This window comes from Paenibacillus sp. FSL K6-1096 (assembly GCF_037977055.1).
Classification (GTDB): Bacteria; Bacillota; Bacilli; order Paenibacillales; family Paenibacillaceae; genus Paenibacillus_AQ.
Window position 1 is genome coordinate 1046733 of the sequence record NZ_CP150274.1, and the last position, 16541, is coordinate 1063273.

Consider the following 16541-nt stretch of genomic DNA (forward strand, 5'->3'; position numbering starts at 1 on the left):
GTTATTTCGCTCCTTTGGCGGCGCTGCCGTATAAAGCTTCCAGCACCGTATCATCTGCCTTGAACACATGCTCCTCCGCCGGGAACGAACGGTCCTTCACTTCCCGGACGTAGCTGCTGATCCCTTCGCGGATCACGCTGCCGACATCGGCGTAAGTCTTGACGAACCGCTTCTCCCGGTAAGGCGAGTCATAGCGCAGCAGATCATGGAAGACCAGCACCTGGCCGTCACAGTAACGTCCTGCGCCAATCCCGATGGTCGGTATGCTGACCGCCTTGGAGATGGCTTCTGCCACTTCCTCCGTGACCAGCTCCAGCACAATGCCGAACGCCCCGGCAGCCTCCAGCGCCTTCGCTTCATCCATCAGCCGCTGCGCATCCTTGGCATCCTTGCCCTGAATCCGGTAGCCGCCGATCATGTTGACCGACTGCGGAGTCAAGCCGATATGTCCCAGCACCGGTACTCCGGCAGCTACGACTGCGGACACGGCAGCGCAGATTTCGAGGCCGCCTTCCATTTTGACCGCATGGGCCTGGCCTTCCTGCATCAGCCTCCGTACCCCGCGCAGCGTCTCGTCCACGCTTCCGTGGTAAGTCATAAACGGCATATCTGTTATTATAAATGTATTCGGCGCCCCCCGCTTCACCGAACGGGTGTGGTAGACCATATCGTCTATGGTAACCGGCAGGGTTGTATCGTAACCAAGCACAACGTTGCCCAGTGAATCGCCCACCAGAATCAGGTCGATCCCGGCTTCCTCGGCCAGCAGAGCTGAAGGATAGTCATAGGCGGTCAGCATAGTCAGGGGCGTCCCGTCTGCTTTCATTTTGCGCATTTTGATAATATTCAGTGCATGTTTGTCTGCCATTTGCTCTCATTCCCCTTGTCCATTAGTGATGTGCGCAGGCTTTGCGCAAACAAAAAAACCTTTTAGCAGGTCCGCTAAAAAGGTCCGAAGGGCAAAAAAGAGTCACTCGCGATCGTCCCTTCTGTCTCGGTCCTTACGGCTCAGAGCAGAATCCAACGTAACCGTTACAATGCAGTTATGATGGCACATCCGGTAAACAACTTCCTGTTAAAGATTCATTTGCCGAGTACAGCTCGGGTTATGCCGATGCCGCCTCTATAAGCTAGTATAACAAATATATACAACAATTACACGTAAAAATAGAGCAAGCCTGCTGGTAAAGGTAACAGGCCTTGGAAAGGATTCAACTGAAGGCGGCGGCTTCCAGTCTCTAGATCATCTCGATCTCGCCGGACAATACGCTGGCTATTTCACCGGAGGCCTTGCGCAGCAGCAGCTCCCCGTGGTCACTTAGTCCGACAGCGGTCGCTTCGCTGCGGCCCTGCGGCGTATTCACGCTGACCTGGCGGCCTAATGTCACCGACATGGCCTCCCAGCGCTCCTTCACCGGCTGGAAGCCCTCCCGGTTGTATAGCGTGTACCAATATTCAAGCTCCTCCAGCACCGCCTCTGCCAGCCTCATCCGGTCGACCGGAATCCCGCCGCCTTCGATCAGCAGCGAGGTTCCGATGCCGCGCAGCTCCTCGGGGTAGTCCTCCTCCGTCAGATTGGCGGCGATGCCGATCCCGGCAATGCAATAATGAAGCCCGCCCTCGCGGAGCGAGGATTCGAGCAGAATGCCGCAGATTTTGCGGCCTCCGGCCAGCAGATCGTTAGGCCACTTGATGCCGGCATCAACTCCGGTCACCTCACGGATGGCCGTACATACCGCCACGCCGGCCAGCAGCGTCAGCTGGGGCGTCAAGGCCAGCGGCAGGCCGGGGCGCAGCACCAGGCTGATCCAGATGCCTTTGCCGTGGGGAGAATGCCATTTGCGGCCCATCCTCCCCCGGCCTCCTGTCTGCTCCTCGGCCATGACCGCCGTTCCCTCCGGCACACCGCGTTCAGCCAGCAGCTTGGCCTCCTCCTGGGTAGACACCACTGTATCCATATGCTCTATTCTGCCGGACCAGCTTGCAGCGAAGCTCTCCCGCTTCAAGCCGCCGGAGATACGGGCATCAACGTCCTTCATCGTTATCCATCCTTTGTGCTTCAAGCAGCAATAATTGGTTGTCATTGGCCAGGTCGCCCGCAGCAGCGGCCAGAAGCAGCCGCCCCAGCAGCTGGCCCAGCCACGGTCCGGGCCGTTTCTGCAGCGCATCTGCCACCTCGTTACCGCTCACCGCCAGCTCCGCGAGCGTTGTCAGCGGCATCTCAGCGGTCCAGGACCGCAGAAGCGCTGTGGTGAGGGGGCTGGGAGGTGCTGCATGATCGGATGCACCTGAGGCGGGTCCGCCGGGTGCAGGGGTTGCGCCAGGTTCAGCATGTGCTGCACCTGACGCGTGTTGCCCGGGTCCGGCGGCAGCTCCGCCCGCCGCCGCATCCAGCACCGTCAGCCATCCTTCGGCGGCTGACGTGCCATGGGCCAGCACGGCGGCGATCCACCGCCGCCGCAGGCCCGCAAGCGCGCCGGAAGCCCCCGGCTGCGCTAGAGACAGCGCCGCGTCCCAGGCTTCGCGGACGCGGAGCACGGCGGCGATGCCAGTGCGCGCCGCCCCCGGGAACGTCCATGCCCGCAGGAGCTCATCGGCGCGCTGCGCCGACGATCCCAGGGCATGAAGCAGGAGCGCCCAGCGCAGACGGGCGTCCTGCAGGGTCTCCAGACCGGCTGAACGGGCGGCTGCCGCCGCCAGCTCCTTGCCGGTCCAAGGGAACGGCGCTTTGCCGCGCGGCAGCAGGCCGCTGCGCAGCAGCAGGCCCAGCCCGCGCTGCGGGTGCGGGCCCTCCACGATGCGCGTTACCTCCGCGCGCACCCGCTCAACCGCGATATGCGCCAGCTTGTCGCGCTGGCGCAGCAGTCCGCGCCAGGTGTTCTTCGCCACCGCGAAGTCCAGCACCGAGGCGAAGCGCACGCAGCGCAGCATCCGCAGCGCGTCCTCGTCGAAGCGCTCCTCCGCCCGGCCCACGCAGCGGATAACCCGCAGCTTCAGGTCGCGCTCTCCGCCGAAGGGATCGATCACCGTGCCGTCCAGGCCGCAGCAGATCGCATTGATGGTGAAATCCCGGCGGCGCAGGTCCTCCCTCACATCGCGGACAAAAACGACCTGACCGGGACGGCGGTGATCGGCATAACCGCTCTCCGTCCGGTAGGTCGTTACCTCGAAGCTGTGGCCGTCCTGCAGCACCGTAACCGTTCCATGCGCAAGTCCTGTCGGGACGCAGCGCGGGAACAGGGCGATGACCTGCTCCGGCAGCGCGGAGGTTGTGATGTCGATGTCATGCACCGGACGTCCCAGCAGCTCATCGCGCAGGCAGCCGCCTACGTAATAAGCCTCATGGCCATCGGCCAGCAGACCTGCAATTACTGTACCGGCAGCTTCTGCCATGCCCGCCGGCGCCATTGTCCATTCCATACCAGCACTCCTTACCCCCGGACACCGTTCAGTCCGGGCACCTTGCGTTCAAGCACACGGTAATATATATCTTCATATTGATTGGTAATCATATCTCTGCTGAAGTCATGACAGGCCCGCTCCAGACACGCTTGCCGGAAGCGCTCTGCCATCGCTTCATCCGAGAGCAGGCGTACAGCATATTCCGCCATCGATGAAGTATCCCCGACCGGGGCAAGGAAGCCCGTCTTGCCATGCTGGATCAGCTCCGGGATGCCCCCGGTCTGCGAGCCGACTGTCGGCACACCGCAGGCCGCCGCCTCCAGGGCCACCAGCCCGAAGCTCTCCTTCTCGGAAGGCAGCAGCAGCAGGTCGGCCAGGGAGATGACTTGGGCAATCTCGTCCTGCTTGCCGAGGAATCGCACTCTGTCGTCCAGCCCCATCTCGCTGATCTTGGCCTGGATCTTCGGCAGATCCGGCCCTTCGCCGACCAGCAGCAGCCTGGCGGGCAGCTTCTGGTTCACCTTGGCGAATACATCCACCACATCGCTGACCCGTTTAACCGGACGGAAGTTGCTGATATGCATCAGAATCTTCTCATCCGGCATAGCGAAGTCGCCGCGCAGCTCAGACACATCCCGCGGGTAATAGACACGCTTGTCCACGAAGTTATAGGTCAGATCGATCTCCCGGGTGATGTCCAGCGCTTCCCGGGTCTGTCTGATGAGATCATTAGAGACTGCGGTAACTGCATCACTCTCATTAATCCCGAGCCGGATCAGATCCTTCAGGGATTCATCCTGGCCCAGCACCGTAATATCTGTACCGTGCAGCGTGGTGACCACCTTGATGTCGTTGCCGAGAATCTGTTTGGCCAGATAGGCACAGACCGCATGGGGTACAGCATAATGTACGTGGAACAAGTCGAGATTCTGCATTTTGGCCACCTGGGCCATCTTGTTCGCCAGCGCCAGATCATACGGCGGATAACGGAACACATAATAATCGGTAACCTCTACCTCATGGTAGAAGATATTCTTCTGGAACGTCCCCAGCCGGAACGGGATGCTATGGGTAATGAAATGAACCTCATGGCCCTTCTCGGCCAGCAATTTGCCCAGTTCAGTCGCCACAACACCCGATCCCCCAAGGGACGGATAACAGGTAATGCCTATTTTCAGCCGGTCCATAACGCCGCCCCTTCACTCTGCATAGATTATTACTTCTGGTAATGATGTGAATTTATTATAGCATACGGGCAGGGCTGAACAAGTCTACTGTATACGGCACCTTACTGGCAAACCCTTCGGCAAAAGGGATCAGCCGCCGTTGACCCAGCAGCATGTCCCTTGAACGGACGCGGTCGATATACCCCTCTGTTAAAGGCGTCGATACCGCATCTTCGCCCGGAGAAAGTCCGAATTGGGAACGGTAGCAGGACAGAGACTGCTCCTTAACCGGATACTGCGCCGTGACATCGACGATCAGATCCGTCCGGCCCAGATCATTAATGAAATAGAAATATAATTGCGGTTCTTGCACCGCAGGCTGCTCCGGCATATACTTGCGCAGCTTGGCATTGAAGACGGCTTCCTCCACCAGCTTGCTGCAGGCGATATGGTCCGGATGGCGGTCCTCCCAATAAGGGGCGAACACAATAGACGGAGCGAACCTGCGGATCTCCGCAGTTACTGCCGCCAGATGCTGCTCGGTCAGATAGAGGCCGCGGTCAGGCAGCCCAAGATTCGTGCGCACAGCCGCTCCGAGCAATCCGGCAGCCTGCTCGGCCTCCTGGCGGCGAAGCTCTACCGTACCATTCGAGGACATCTCCGCCTGCGTCAGATCACATATTCCCACCTTGAAGCCTGCAGCGGTATGCTTCGCAATGGTTCCCGCCATGCCGATCTCTGCATCATCGGCATGGGCGCCGAATACGAGGATGTCCAGCTTCATGCTTCATCCACGCCCGGCTTGTATTTATGTACCAGCTCACGCCAGCCAAAGTCTCCCCGGTCAATCGCCTTCACCAGAATCTCCGCTGTAGCAATATTGGTGGCTACCGGAATTCCGTACACATCGCACAAGCGGAGCAGCGCGGTAATATCCGGCTCATGCGGCTGGGCCATCAGCGGATCACGCAGGAAAATAATCAGGTCCAGCTCATCTGTGGCCACCATGGAGCCGATCTGCTGGTCCCCGCCCAGAGGACCGGACATATACCGGTGGATCGAGAGGCCGGTGACCTCCATAATCCGTTGCCCCGTGGTTCCGGTGGAGAAGAGCTGATGCCCTTCAAAAACATGCTCATAGGCAGTAACGAAATTTACCATTTCATCTTTTTTACGGTCATGTGCGATAAAAGCGATTTTTAACATCTTGCTCTCTCCCGTCTATTCTATAAAATGCTCGAAGCCGTAAATCATGCCGGTATAGCCCATTACCTTCTCAATCCCCAGCTTCACTCCCGGCATATATCCGGCCCGCTCGTAGGAATCGTGCCTGATCTTAAGTGACTGCCCGAAGCCGCCGAACACCACTTCCTCCTGGGCAAATACCCCCGGAAGGCGGACGCTGTGAATACGGAAGCCGTTATAATACCCGCCGCGCGAGCCTTCAATAATCTCTTCTTCCTCCGGGTGTCCCTGCCGCAGCTCCTGGCGCGCCTCCGAGATCAACTCGGCGGTCTTGATGGCCGTACCTGAAGGAGCATCGAGCTTCTGGTCTCCATGATATTCAATAATCTCTAAGTGAGGGAAATACTTGGCAGCCTGAGCGGCAAATCTCATCAGCAGAATGGCCCCGATCGAGAAATTCGGCGCAATCAGTCCGCCGATTCCCTGCTCCCGGCATTGCTTGTCCAGCTCTTCGATCTGCTCTGGCGTGAATCCGGTCGTGCCGACCACCGGACGCACCCCATACTTGATGGCCATAGCTGTATTGGCATATGCGGACTGCGGAATCGTAAAGTCTACCATTACATCCGCTGCAGCTCCTGCCAGTGCGCCTTCCAGGTCTGAAGTAACCTGAACGCCGCAATCCTCCAGCCCCACCAGACGGCCGGCATCACTGCCGGCCGAAGAGCGGTCAATAGCCGCTGCCAGCTCGAGTTCATCTTCCTGCAATACCAGCTTCACAACTTCTTTACCCATCTTGCCTCCTGCTCCTGAGACAATAACCCTGATCTTGTCACTCAAATGAATTCTCCCCGCTTTCCCTGGCTCTGATATTATTGTATATATTGTTGCAGTGATTTCTGCAGATCCTTCATCAGCAGATGCAGCCCGTCATCATCCGGGTGCAGTGACATCACTTCTTTGAGGACCGCTATGGCCTGAAGATGCTCATTCATCCGGCTGTGTGCAATCGCCAGCCATACATAAGCATCCCCGTATAGCGGGTCCAGCGATACAGCTTCTTTGAGCAGCGTTACCGGATGGTACGGATTACCCGGCAAGGCTTCCTCATCCTCCAGCAGCCGCTTCGCCTCCTGCACCAATTGCATCGCCTGCAGATGCTGGAGGTGCAGCTGATACTCCGGCTTACTGTGATCCAGCCGGCGCGCCGCAGCCGCATGGTCCAGCGCTTTGTCCAGCATGCCGCTGCGGGCATAGGTGATTGAGCAGCGGTACCGGACCTCGGCATCATCCGGACTGGCCGCAATGGCCGCCTCGAACAGTGTAATCGCCTCGGCGAAGTCACTGCGCAGAATCGAGCGGTAGGCCGCTTTTACATAATCATTATGATCCATATCCTCACCATCCTCACGGCTAAATCCCGTTCGTTTGGTACAGCATATGTAACATAGGCTTAATCGGTGTTTTTGGGCGTCCAGCGCCCGGCGTCACGGGTATTGAATTTGTGCATAACCTTATTATGGGCTTCGGTTAAGTCAATGCCCAGCGAATTGGCGAAACAAACGGTAATGAAGAGAATGTCGCCCAGCTCCAGCTCGATCGAATTATCGGCTTCATCCGCCTTCTTCGGCTTCTCGCCGAATTGATGGTTCACTTCACGGGCCAGCTCCCCGACTTCCTCGGACATCCGGGCCAGCATGGACAGCGGGCTGAAGTAGCCTTCCTTGAACTGTGAGATGTAAGCATCGACCTCACGTTGAATGTCACCAAGACTTTTATCCATATATTGTTGTTTCACCCCCTGTATGTTCTTGCCTTCTGTTTGCCCCTATGTTATCGTAAAGACGTTTTGAAGACAAATCTTTTTTGAACAGCGTGTTAACATTTGCCCATTCTGAGGCGTAGGCGAGGGATTATATGAATTCATCAATCAAGCTCGGCACCATCAGCAAAACCGTGGCCCCCATCCTGCTGGGCGCTGCCATTTACGCATTCGGTCTCCTGTATTTCATCGTTCCCAATCAGCTGATGGAGGGCGGCGTTACCGGGATTACCATCCTGCTCAATTACGCCTTCAGCATCCCGATCTTCCTTACGACCCTGCTGATCAATCTTCCGCTTTTTCTGCTGGGGTGGAAGGTGCTGGGAGCCAATCAGATTGTATACACGGGGGTCGGGATCGGATCGCTGTCCTTCTTCCTCTGGTTATTCGAGCGGATGATCAAACTGGGCTGGATTGTGCCGTTCAGCACAGAGCATGATTTCATTCTTGCTTCATTATATGCCGGGGTCACCCTGGGGCTGGGGCTGGGGATTGTCTTCCGCTTCGGCGGCACCACCGGCGGTGTCGATATCGTCGCACGGATTCTCGGGCGCAGATTCGGCTGGAGTATGGGACAGATCATTCTGGTGGTGGATGTGGTCATCATCGGCGCCTCCCTGCTCTACATTCCCCGTGAAAAGATTCTGTACACCCTCGTCGCCGTCTTCATCGCCTCCCGGGTGATTGACTTCATCCAGGAAGGGGCCTACGCCGCCAAAGCGTTCACGATCATCAGCGACGAAGCGCCGAAGATTGCCGATCTGATCACGGCCGAGCTGGAGCGCGGCGTCACCATGATCCCGGCGATCGGCGCCTATTCCAAGCAGGCCAAGCATATGGTCTACTGCGTAGTCTCCAGACAGGAGATCCGCCGGCTCAGCCTGCTGGTCAAGTCGGTCGATCCCAAGGCGTTCGTAATCATTAATGATGTCCACGATGTGCACGGCGAAGGCTTCCGCGAAACATAAAATAACCTCACCGCTTATACAAATAGGGAGGACCCGCACAGCCGGTAATGGCTGATGGGGTCCTCCCTTGTTCGTTATACCGTCTTCGTGTCCCTTTGCTGGCCCCGGTACTTGCGGTAGGCCGCGTAGGCCAGCATGGTAAGAATAAATGCACCTGTAAGAAGTCCCCAGCCGCCGTATTCCGGCGGAGCAAGCGGCAAGGACAGGGCGGGCTCATCACGATCCTTGCCGAACATCACCCGGGCCGCATCCTGTCCGTAGGACACCATCTCCACCAGGCGGGTGCGCTCCGGCGGCTGCTCGGAGGCCGTTGTCCCGGCCGCGTAGGACAGCCAGGAATCGAACGCATTCACCGTTTCAGCCGGACGGGAGATGATTACCGCAGGCCGGATGTTGGCGTACCGGCTCTGCAGCCTGGAGAGGGCTGCGGTCCAGCTTTTGAGATCACCTGCGGCGGCGCTTTGCTCCATATCCTTCAGATCCTCACGGACCAGCTTATAATACTGCAGCCACATCGGCGCTCTGGGATGATTCAGACTGTTCGCAGCCAGCCTCAGCTTCGCAGCAGCGGCCTCCCATTTCTCCGGGGAAGGCTCTGCGGCAGCCAGCGCCGACTTCATATCCATAATCACTGCCGAGAGGGCATTAATTCCCTCCACAGAGGTCATCCCCTCAAAGGACGAAGAGATGAAGATCTGCGAGACCTGCTCCGCCTCCTCGCGGGCCTTCAATATATTGCCTTCCAGCACATAGCCGTATAAGGCCTCCGCTGCCTCTTCCAGCCGCTGTGCCCCGCTCCGCGAGGTCAGTGCGGCCGGATCACTGGCATCCGGCGACGTTGCTGCTGAGGCGATGTAAGCACCCGTAACCGGTATTGTACCAGCACCGGCAGCACCCGCCTCCGCCTGCACCTTCCCTCCGCCAATAGCCGTACCGGCCAGCAGCCAGCACAGCATCATTCCAGACAGTATGAATATGGTTCTGCGCGGCATGAGACATCCCTCCCACCTTAATGTATGGCGGGAGGACAAGAGTTAGAACAGATGCTCAGCGCTTCGCGGCGGCAGACCGCCTGCTCCTGCCGCTGAACAGCCAGGCGGCCGCGGTGCTGAAGAGCGTCAGCCCCATGGTGAAATACTGGACGGCCTCTACGTCATCATCCAGCACCGAGGGCAGCCACGGATACACCCCTTGCGAGTAATCCACCATATCGTTGGCGAATGTCCATAGAAGCGCTACCGGCAGCATCCGGCGGAGATTGAAGAAGCGGGCATAGATCAGCGCCTCAACGGCCATTCCGGTATGGGAGACGATCAGCATCCAGTCCTTCCAGGTAATTGAATCCCCCTGATAGCCTCCAGCCACGATAATGCTGACTGCCCAGATTCCGTACTTCACTGAGGTGACAACGGCAAGTGCCTCAATCAGCTGGCGCACCATTGTTCCTGTGAGGCCCTTGGGCGGATAGAGCAGCAGCAGCAGCGCCAATGTGAAGAACAGGCTGGCGGTAGGGCTGTCGGGCACGAACGGCAGCAGCCAGAGCGGCTCCGTCTCCGCCGTGAACTGGAGCTGGTTCCCGTACCACATATAGCCGTACACCGTCCCCAGCAGATTAACGATGAACAGCAGCCAGATAATTCTTCTGTCCCTGAATAACCTCTCAAACCAATGACCCGGCATATGTACTTCTTCCTCCCGACTTATAACAGCTTGATGTCATTTACGGCTTCACATGCAAAAGCCTGACCGCATGAACGATCAGGCTTGCGTAATTTTCATTTTACTGTTCACTTTTTTGTTTGGCAAGCCAGGCGGCCAGCGTATCAATATCCTGCTCGCTCAGCCCTGCTCCCAAGGCCGTCTCGTACATCGCCGGCATATTCCCTTGGCCTTCTTTGATGATAGCCAGGATGGCGGCCTGATCATGGGTGTCTCCTACACCGCGCAGCGAAGGTCCGCTCGCACCCTTCAGATCTGCGGCATGGCAGGATATACAGGTTGCCTGCTTGAACAGCTCCATCGCCGGGTCATCCTTGTCCACAATGGCAATGCTCTTCGGCTGGACCGCACTTGTAGTCGGTTTGCCTGCCGCCTTGTTCTCAGCGGCCTTCTCCTCCCGCTGGATGTGCTCCGGAATCTGGTTCGTTTCGGCCATCTCATGCTTGTATTCCGTCCAGGCCGTATTCGTCAGGTAGATAATCGCGATCAGGGACAGGAACATCAGCGAGGATGCAATCGGTCTGCGGTAGAACCGGCGCTCCCGGCCTGTGTCCAGGAATGGCGCCAGCAGCAGCGCCCCGAAGGCCACCCCTGTTACGCCCAGTGTTCCAAGCACAATATAGTCACCGGATGCATAAGGCAGCTTCAGATATTGATACAGGAACAGGAAATACCAGTCCGGGATCGGAATAACCGATGCTGCAGGATTGGCGGGGAACCCGAGCGGCGCCGGCTCGGAGATGGTCAATACCAGAATCCCCACCAGCACTACTACGCCCACCATCCATTCCTTCAGCAGAAAGTTGGGGATGAAGGCCTCTGATTTGCCCGGATAAGCCGTATAGTCAGGCGGGGTAATGAACCCGTTGCCCCTGCGGACCCGGGAATCCCCGACATAGACCACCTTCTCTTTGGAGTCGTCTCCGTGTGCCATGACAGTGCCTCCTATAATGGTATTTTACAATGGACCGGATATGCCTTGTCTGCGGATCATGATGAAATGTCCGACCAGCAGTATAAGCAGGACCGCCGGGAGGAAGAATACATGGAGGGCGAAGAAGCGGGTCAGCGTCTCCGCACCGGCAATGGTGCCGCCCTGCATCAGCTCCTTCAGCACCGGTCCCATGAACGGAACCGAGTTGGCAATCTCCAGTGTTACCTTGGTGGCGAAGTAAGCCTTGTTGTCCCAAGGAAGCAGGTAGCCGGTCAGCCCCAGCCCCAGCATGACGAAGAAGATCAGCATGCCCACCACCCAGTTCATCTCGCGGGGAGCCTTATAGGAGCCGGTGAAGAATACACGCATCGTGTGCAGGAACATCATGACAATGACCAGACTCGCGCCCCAGTGGTGCATCCCGCGGACGATTTTACCGAAGGCTACCTTGGTCTGCAAATATTCCACACTGGCATAGGCATTGATAATATCGGGAACATAATACATCGTCAGGAACATGCCGGACAGAATCTGAATGACGGTAATGAAGAAGGTCAGGCCGCCGAAGCAGTAGACAAACGCCGAGAAATGGTGCGCCGGATTGACATGCTCGGGAACCTCGTGGTCGGCCACATCTCTCCAGATCGGTGTAATATCCAGACGTTCGTCGATCCAGTTATATACATTTTTGAACACGCCCTTACGCCTCCTTCTGAGCTTGCGTATTCGGAACGATCTCCCCCAGATACACCCAGCCTCCGTCAATCTTGGTGGTGTACTGGTCCAGGGGCTTGGGCGCTACAGCAAGCTGCTTGCCCTGTTTGGTATACCGCGCACCGTGGCAGGGGCAGTGATACTCATCGGGATACGCCTTGTTGTTGTTCCAGCCGACCGTGCAGCCAAGATGCTTGCAGATCGGTGAAAGCGCATAAATATCTCCGTTCTCACCTTTGCGGATCCATGCTGTCAGCAGCGATGTACTGGCATACCATCCGTCCTGCTGCGGAAGCTCGAAGGTGAACTCCTGCGGCTCGTCGGTGATTTTGGACACTTCCGCCACCTTGATGAAGGTTCCCTCGCCCTTTTTATGTAAGATCGGGTCTACGGCAAACCGGACCATCGGCATTAGCGCCCCCACCCCCATAAAAGCAGTAGCTCCACCCAGCGTATAGGTCAAAAATTGTCTGCGCGACATCTCTTTTCGGCTAGGCGGTTTAAGCGGATGGGAATCCTGGTCTTCGTTAAGGCTGCTCATACTGTGTGTAACCCCCTTTTCAAAATTGGAGAAGGCACAATACATTTCTGGTAATTAATCCGTTTTCAATGAAATAAATCACATGACATATAAGTTCATCCTTATCATAGCTTAGGGGTCCAAAACCCGTCAAGAATATTGTCTAAATTGTGACAGGCGTTCAAGGCTGTTTTTTAATAAATTGTTGATTTTTCGTCACATTTAACTCATTTCCCGTTCTCCCACAGAGCCTGGATTTCCCCGCGCACATAAGCGCTTACCAGAACCTGCGAATCGGCTGCAATTACAGGCATGCAAAGGACTAAATCGCTTTCATGAATCTCCCCCTCAGGCAGCGCTTCGTTGGCAGACAGCACGATGGCGTACTGGAAGCCAATGGATTTGACTTTCCGGCAGATCTCGTTCATCAGCGCTATGCTGCCCGTCCCCGCATACTGGATTGCAGGGTAAGTCACTACCCGTCCCTGAAAAGGCTTTTCTACCAGATCCAGAAAATCACGCTGCCGTTCGAGTATGTACACCGTCTCTGGCGGCGTCTCCGTGCCCCGCAGTCCGCTGTAGGGAATCACACAGGTGTCGTAGTAGTGCCCGTTAGTCTCCCAGCTCTCTCTGTCAAAATCACTGAATTTCATAGAATGCCCTCCCTCTGGCCGCTGCTGCAGCGACATTAATCACTATTACAAGCATCATAATCAAGCGGAGGACGCTTGGCAATCACCTGCACTCAAAAAAAGAAATGCGCCAGGCGCATTTCCTTATGCCAAACTTTTCAGTTCTTCAGTCAGATTCCGGAAAGCCGCCTCATCTCCGGCAGCCAGCGCCGTGTCGATCTCCCGGTACAAGATGTCGGTACGACGCTTTTTTAACGCTTCATCCCACACCATTTCTGCAGCAAGCCCCAGCATCACTTCATAAGTAGCCTTCATTTTGTCCATTCGATACACCTCCGCTGTTTAAAAGTTTCCGTATTCCCTTGCCTTATGAACATAGCTGTCACTTGTGCGCGCCATCCTCAGCAAATCCTGCTCCGTTAATTCGCGGACTACTCTGGCCGGTGTGCCCAGTGAAAGCGTGTACGGAGGAATGATGGTATTCTCGGTAACAATGGAGCCGGCTCCTACTAAAGCATATTCACCAATCTCTGCTGCGTTCAGTACAATTGCACCCATTCCGATTAATGTGCCCTTGCCTATCCGGCAGCCGTGAATGATTGCTGAATGACCGACCGAGATGTCATCCTCCAGCACCAGCGGCAAGCCCTCTGCCACATGGCCGACTACACCGTCTTGAATATTACAGCGCTCCCCGATGATCACCGGGGCCAGATCGCCCCGCAGGACGGCGTTGAACCAGACACTGGATTGTTTGCTTATCCTTACATCGCCCACGAGCTTGGCGCCTTCCGCCACATAGACGGATTCCGCAAGCTGCGGTATGTAACTCCCATAGGCAATCCGCATCGCTCTCCCCCTTACCTGAACAGATGCTTCGGCACTGCCGCCTCACATCCCCAGGGTGTCATCATGACTGCTGTTCCTCCGGCGGCCTCCCCAAGCCTGACCATCCCCAGATGCAGCATCATCCTTAAAATGCGCTGTTCCAGTATGGAACCTGCATCATCGTAATAGAAAGGCTTGATCAGCCAGCCGATGCCTTCAGAGAGCGAAGCAGCGGTTACCCACCTGTCCGCCCCCAGGCTGATCCAGTAGACCAGTGAAGGCAAATTTGGAATAGCACCTTTATACAGTCTTAACCAAAAGGAGAATAACTGCATCAGCTTTTCCGATTTCCCCTCTTCCAGGAAGCGGCTGCCTGCATCGGTCAGCGTCAGCCGGTAGCCTTCCTCCGAGATCCAGCGGCGGTGGCGGGCATAATCGTACAGCAGGGCGAATCTTGGCGGATAATGCTCACAGGCTCTGCCGTAGCCGAACCTCCAGCCGCCCTTGCCGAGGAGAGGCTCTGCAATCTGCAGCGCATTCATCAATCCCTGCTGACTGCGCTTATACAGCGCCCCCTCCTGGTTCAGCTCCGGCTCGTTCTCCAGCACATAGCGCAGGAACAGCAATAAGTCTCCGGCCAGCAGCTCCCCTTCACCGCGGTACACCGCCGGCTCCGGGCACGGCTCTATCCGTTCCTTCATATATTCGCCGAGCCGGTCGCGGAAGCGGTGCTTCAGGTCCAGCGGCACCTGGAACAGATATCTGTTCTGCTGGGTGGTGCCGCTGAAGAGCCAGCCGCCGTTCTTGATCCGGCTGACCAGCTCGCGGTAATCCCCGCTTGCTCCGGGCGGAGCATCGAAGGAAGCCTGACGGGCCATCGCCAGCAGATCCTCCAGACTGAAGTGGCTGCGCTCATCGAAGAGCAGGGTATTGAGCAGGCGCAGCTCCTCCGGGGAAGCCCCCCGGATATGAGTCTCCATGAACTCCCGGCTGCCTAAGGTGATCAGGATGCTCTGAATCAGATCATGTTTGGAATTCCGTTTGCACTCGCACTGGTAGCGCCCCGCAATGGCGGTAAGCTGACCAATATCTGCGTATGTGAGCATATCCGCCAGATTCATCATTTTATCGCCTCACTGTTTTACTACCATTATGGGAAATACAGCCCTTTTTATTCCTGATCCGCAAAAAAAATAACCCGAGGTGCCCGGGTTAATGCTGCTGCTGCAAGATATGGCGTGTACAGTTGTACAGGATCGGATTCCATTCCGGCCCGTTCTGCTCCAGGATCGTCAGGGAGAGATTGCCGAGCCGTTCCGAATATTTGTCTTTGTAGAGGGCGGTATATAACTGGGCAAGGAACCCTCCGTGGGAGATGACCAACACGTTCTTATCCGGATACAGCGCCGTAATCTCCTCCAGGAAGGCCAGCCCGCGGGCCTGAAGCGCCTCATCGCTCTCCTGTCCAAGCGACAGCTGCTTCCAGTCCTTGCCCCACTTGGCTTCGCGGGCGGCAGCCGTCATACCCTCCACTTGGCCGTAGGCGCGTTCGCGGATACGGTCGTCCGGTGCAAGCAACGGAATGCCCAGCTTCGCGGCCACAATCTTGCCGGTCTCTGCCGCGCGGGAAAGGCTGCTGGTGATACAGTAATCCCAATGGTAAGGCTCCTGCAGCAGCCGCTGGCCCAGCATCTCAGCCTGCCTGCGGCCTTCTTCGTTAAGCGGAATATCACTTTGTCCCTGAATTCTACCTTCCGCATTCCAATCCGTCAGCCCATGGCGTATTAAGCCGATCAGCATCGCCTATCACCTTTCCCTTCCATTGATGTTTGCTTAATAATGTAACATGAATGAAAACAATTGTCTTCTTTTTTAATAAAATTGCAGCCTTTTCTTCACAAATGGAAACGGCATTTCCGTCCTGTCCTTTTAAAGGACGGTACCGTTTCAGCGAGAAATAGAAGGATAAGTTATCGTGTGAAACATATAAGTTCTTATATTTTAGAAAAAACATGCTTATCATACAACAAAGCCCTCTTCGCTATTCAGGGAAGGGGCTTCATTGTCTGCGGTAGCGGTTCAGGCGCACCAGCAGGAATATAGACAATCCGACGCCCAGCGTCGATAATACCATCCAGTACTGCGGGTGTGCGGGACCCATGTTGGCCACCAGCGGTTCGATAATCCCGCCCTCCGACTCTACCGGATAGGATGAGGACCAGTCCAGCGTCAACCCTGCCACTCCGGTCTCCACAATCCCGCTCTTGGCCGAAGTGGTATTCGAGGGGGTCTGGAAGACGGTGAAATACAGGAAGCTTGAGATGAACACCGCCAGGAAACAGGCGATCCAGAGGCTTAAGCGGCGGCGGAAGCCTGCCGAGCTGCCTGCGGTTTTGCCGTCGCCGGGCATTAGCCACGGGCTCTCCAGGTAGATGCGCTCCATAACCTTCTGGTTAATCGCCTCTGCCCGCTCATCGCTGACGTTGAACCGTGTATCCTGCATCAGATCACTGGTCTCCTGCCATAGTGCCCATTCGGCACTGCAGTAGGAGCAGGTTGCAATATGTCTCTCCAATCTAATCCGCTGCGGGTCCGTGGGGGGAGCGTCCCACAAGAGCGGAATGGAATCCTGCGCTTCCCTGCAATTCATC

At 56.7% G+C, this 16541-nt stretch carries 21 protein-coding genes; 1 reads left to right on the forward strand and 20 read right to left on the reverse strand.

The genetic code is table 11. The annotated features are described in order from the left end of the window. Position 1: 1 nt before the first annotated feature. The 9 genes from panB to MHI24_RS04725 form a co-directional block, all read right to left on the reverse strand. A complete protein-coding gene (gene panB, locus MHI24_RS04685; RefSeq protein WP_340024409.1) occupies positions 2-868 on the reverse strand; it encodes a 3-methyl-2-oxobutanoate hydroxymethyltransferase in 867 nt (288 codons plus the stop codon). Between the two features lie 370 nt (positions 869-1238). Beyond that, entirely contained in the window at positions 1239-2039 is an 801-nt protein-coding gene (locus tag MHI24_RS04690; protein WP_340024410.1) for a biotin--[acetyl-CoA-carboxylase] ligase, read from the reverse strand. Next, positions 2026-3420 carry a CCA tRNA nucleotidyltransferase gene (locus MHI24_RS04695; RefSeq protein WP_340024411.1) on the reverse strand — a complete coding sequence of 465 codons (1395 nt, stop codon included), beginning with the start codon at positions 3418-3420 and terminating at the stop codon, positions 2026-2028. Before MHI24_RS04695 ends, MHI24_RS04690 begins: the two co-directional genes overlap by 14 nt. Before the next feature lie 11 nt (positions 3421-3431). Further along, positions 3432-4589, reverse strand: coding sequence for an N-acetyl-alpha-D-glucosaminyl L-malate synthase BshA (bshA, locus tag MHI24_RS04700; RefSeq protein WP_340024412.1), 1158 nt, complete (start codon positions 4587-4589; stop codon positions 3432-3434). Positions 4590-4644: 55 nt separating this feature from the next. Then, positions 4645-5352 carry a bacillithiol biosynthesis deacetylase BshB1 gene (gene bshB1 / locus MHI24_RS04705; RefSeq protein ID WP_340024413.1) on the reverse strand — a complete coding sequence of 236 codons (708 nt, stop codon included), beginning with the start codon at positions 5350-5352 and terminating at the stop codon, positions 4645-4647. After that, a complete protein-coding gene (gene mgsA / locus MHI24_RS04710; RefSeq protein ID WP_238652984.1) occupies positions 5349-5774 on the reverse strand; it encodes a methylglyoxal synthase in 426 nt (141 codons plus the stop codon). Before mgsA ends, bshB1 begins: the two co-directional genes overlap by 4 nt. A gap of 15 nt (positions 5775-5789) precedes the next feature. After that, a complete protein-coding gene (dapB, locus tag MHI24_RS04715; protein ID WP_340024415.1) occupies positions 5790-6593 on the reverse strand; it encodes a 4-hydroxy-tetrahydrodipicolinate reductase in 804 nt (267 codons plus the stop codon). A 32-nt stretch (positions 6594-6625) separates the two neighbouring features. Further along, a complete protein-coding gene (locus MHI24_RS04720) occupies positions 6626-7147 on the reverse strand; it encodes a tetratricopeptide repeat protein (RefSeq protein WP_340024416.1) in 522 nt (173 codons plus the stop codon). 59 nt (positions 7148-7206) lie between these two features. Further along, positions 7207-7536, reverse strand: coding sequence for a nucleotide pyrophosphohydrolase (locus MHI24_RS04725; RefSeq protein ID WP_036698080.1), 330 nt, complete (start codon positions 7534-7536; stop codon positions 7207-7209). Between the two features lie 134 nt (positions 7537-7670). Here MHI24_RS04725 and MHI24_RS04730 point away from each other — a divergent pair, with 134 nt between their 5' ends. Continuing rightward, the gene (locus MHI24_RS04730; protein ID WP_340024417.1) at positions 7671-8543 is read left to right on the forward strand and encodes a YitT family protein; all 873 of its coding nucleotides are present in this window, start codon (positions 7671-7673) and stop codon (positions 8541-8543) included. Between the two features lie 74 nt (positions 8544-8617). Here the strand turns inward: MHI24_RS04730 and MHI24_RS04735 are convergent, their stop codons facing one another. From MHI24_RS04735 to MHI24_RS04785, 11 genes are all read right to left on the reverse strand, one after another. Then, entirely contained in the window at positions 8618-9535 is a 918-nt protein-coding gene (locus MHI24_RS04735) for a sporulation protein YpjB (protein ID WP_340024418.1), read from the reverse strand. Between the two features lie 55 nt (positions 9536-9590). Further along, a complete protein-coding gene (locus tag MHI24_RS04740; RefSeq protein ID WP_340024419.1) occupies positions 9591-10223 on the reverse strand; it encodes a DUF1405 domain-containing protein in 633 nt (210 codons plus the stop codon). 100 nt (positions 10224-10323) lie between these two features. After that, positions 10324-11196 carry a c-type cytochrome gene (locus MHI24_RS04745; RefSeq protein ID WP_340024420.1) on the reverse strand — a complete coding sequence of 291 codons (873 nt, stop codon included), beginning with the start codon at positions 11194-11196 and terminating at the stop codon, positions 10324-10326. A gap of 24 nt (positions 11197-11220) precedes the next feature. Then, positions 11221-11892, reverse strand: coding sequence for a cytochrome b6 (locus tag MHI24_RS04750; RefSeq protein WP_173129040.1), 672 nt, complete (start codon positions 11890-11892; stop codon positions 11221-11223). 4 nt (positions 11893-11896) lie between these two features. Beyond that, positions 11897-12451 carry a ubiquinol-cytochrome c reductase iron-sulfur subunit gene (locus MHI24_RS04755; RefSeq protein WP_340024421.1) on the reverse strand — a complete coding sequence of 185 codons (555 nt, stop codon included), beginning with the start codon at positions 12449-12451 and terminating at the stop codon, positions 11897-11899. 206 nt (positions 12452-12657) lie between these two features. Continuing rightward, positions 12658-13083, reverse strand: a complete 426-nt coding sequence (locus tag MHI24_RS04760) for a DUF2487 family protein (protein WP_340024422.1) — start codon at positions 13081-13083, stop codon at positions 12658-12660. A gap of 123 nt (positions 13084-13206) precedes the next feature. Continuing rightward, positions 13207-13386, reverse strand: coding sequence for an IDEAL domain-containing protein (locus MHI24_RS04765; protein ID WP_238650027.1), 180 nt, complete (start codon positions 13384-13386; stop codon positions 13207-13209). A gap of 18 nt (positions 13387-13404) precedes the next feature. Continuing rightward, on the reverse strand, positions 13405-13911 hold the full coding sequence (locus MHI24_RS04770; protein ID WP_340024423.1) for a gamma carbonic anhydrase family protein: 507 nt from the start codon (positions 13909-13911) through the stop codon (positions 13405-13407). Between the two features lie 11 nt (positions 13912-13922). Further along, positions 13923-15011: a hypothetical protein gene (locus tag MHI24_RS04775; protein WP_340026601.1), complete on the reverse strand. Its 1089-nt coding sequence runs from the start codon at positions 15009-15011 to the stop codon at positions 13923-13925. A gap of 91 nt (positions 15012-15102) precedes the next feature. Next, entirely contained in the window at positions 15103-15690 is a 588-nt protein-coding gene (locus MHI24_RS04780; protein ID WP_340024424.1) for a histidine phosphatase family protein, read from the reverse strand. 259 nt (positions 15691-15949) lie between these two features. Then, positions 15950-16540, reverse strand: a complete 591-nt coding sequence (locus MHI24_RS04785) for a zf-HC2 domain-containing protein (protein ID WP_340024425.1) — start codon at positions 16538-16540, stop codon at positions 15950-15952. Position 16541 lies beyond the last annotated feature (1 nt).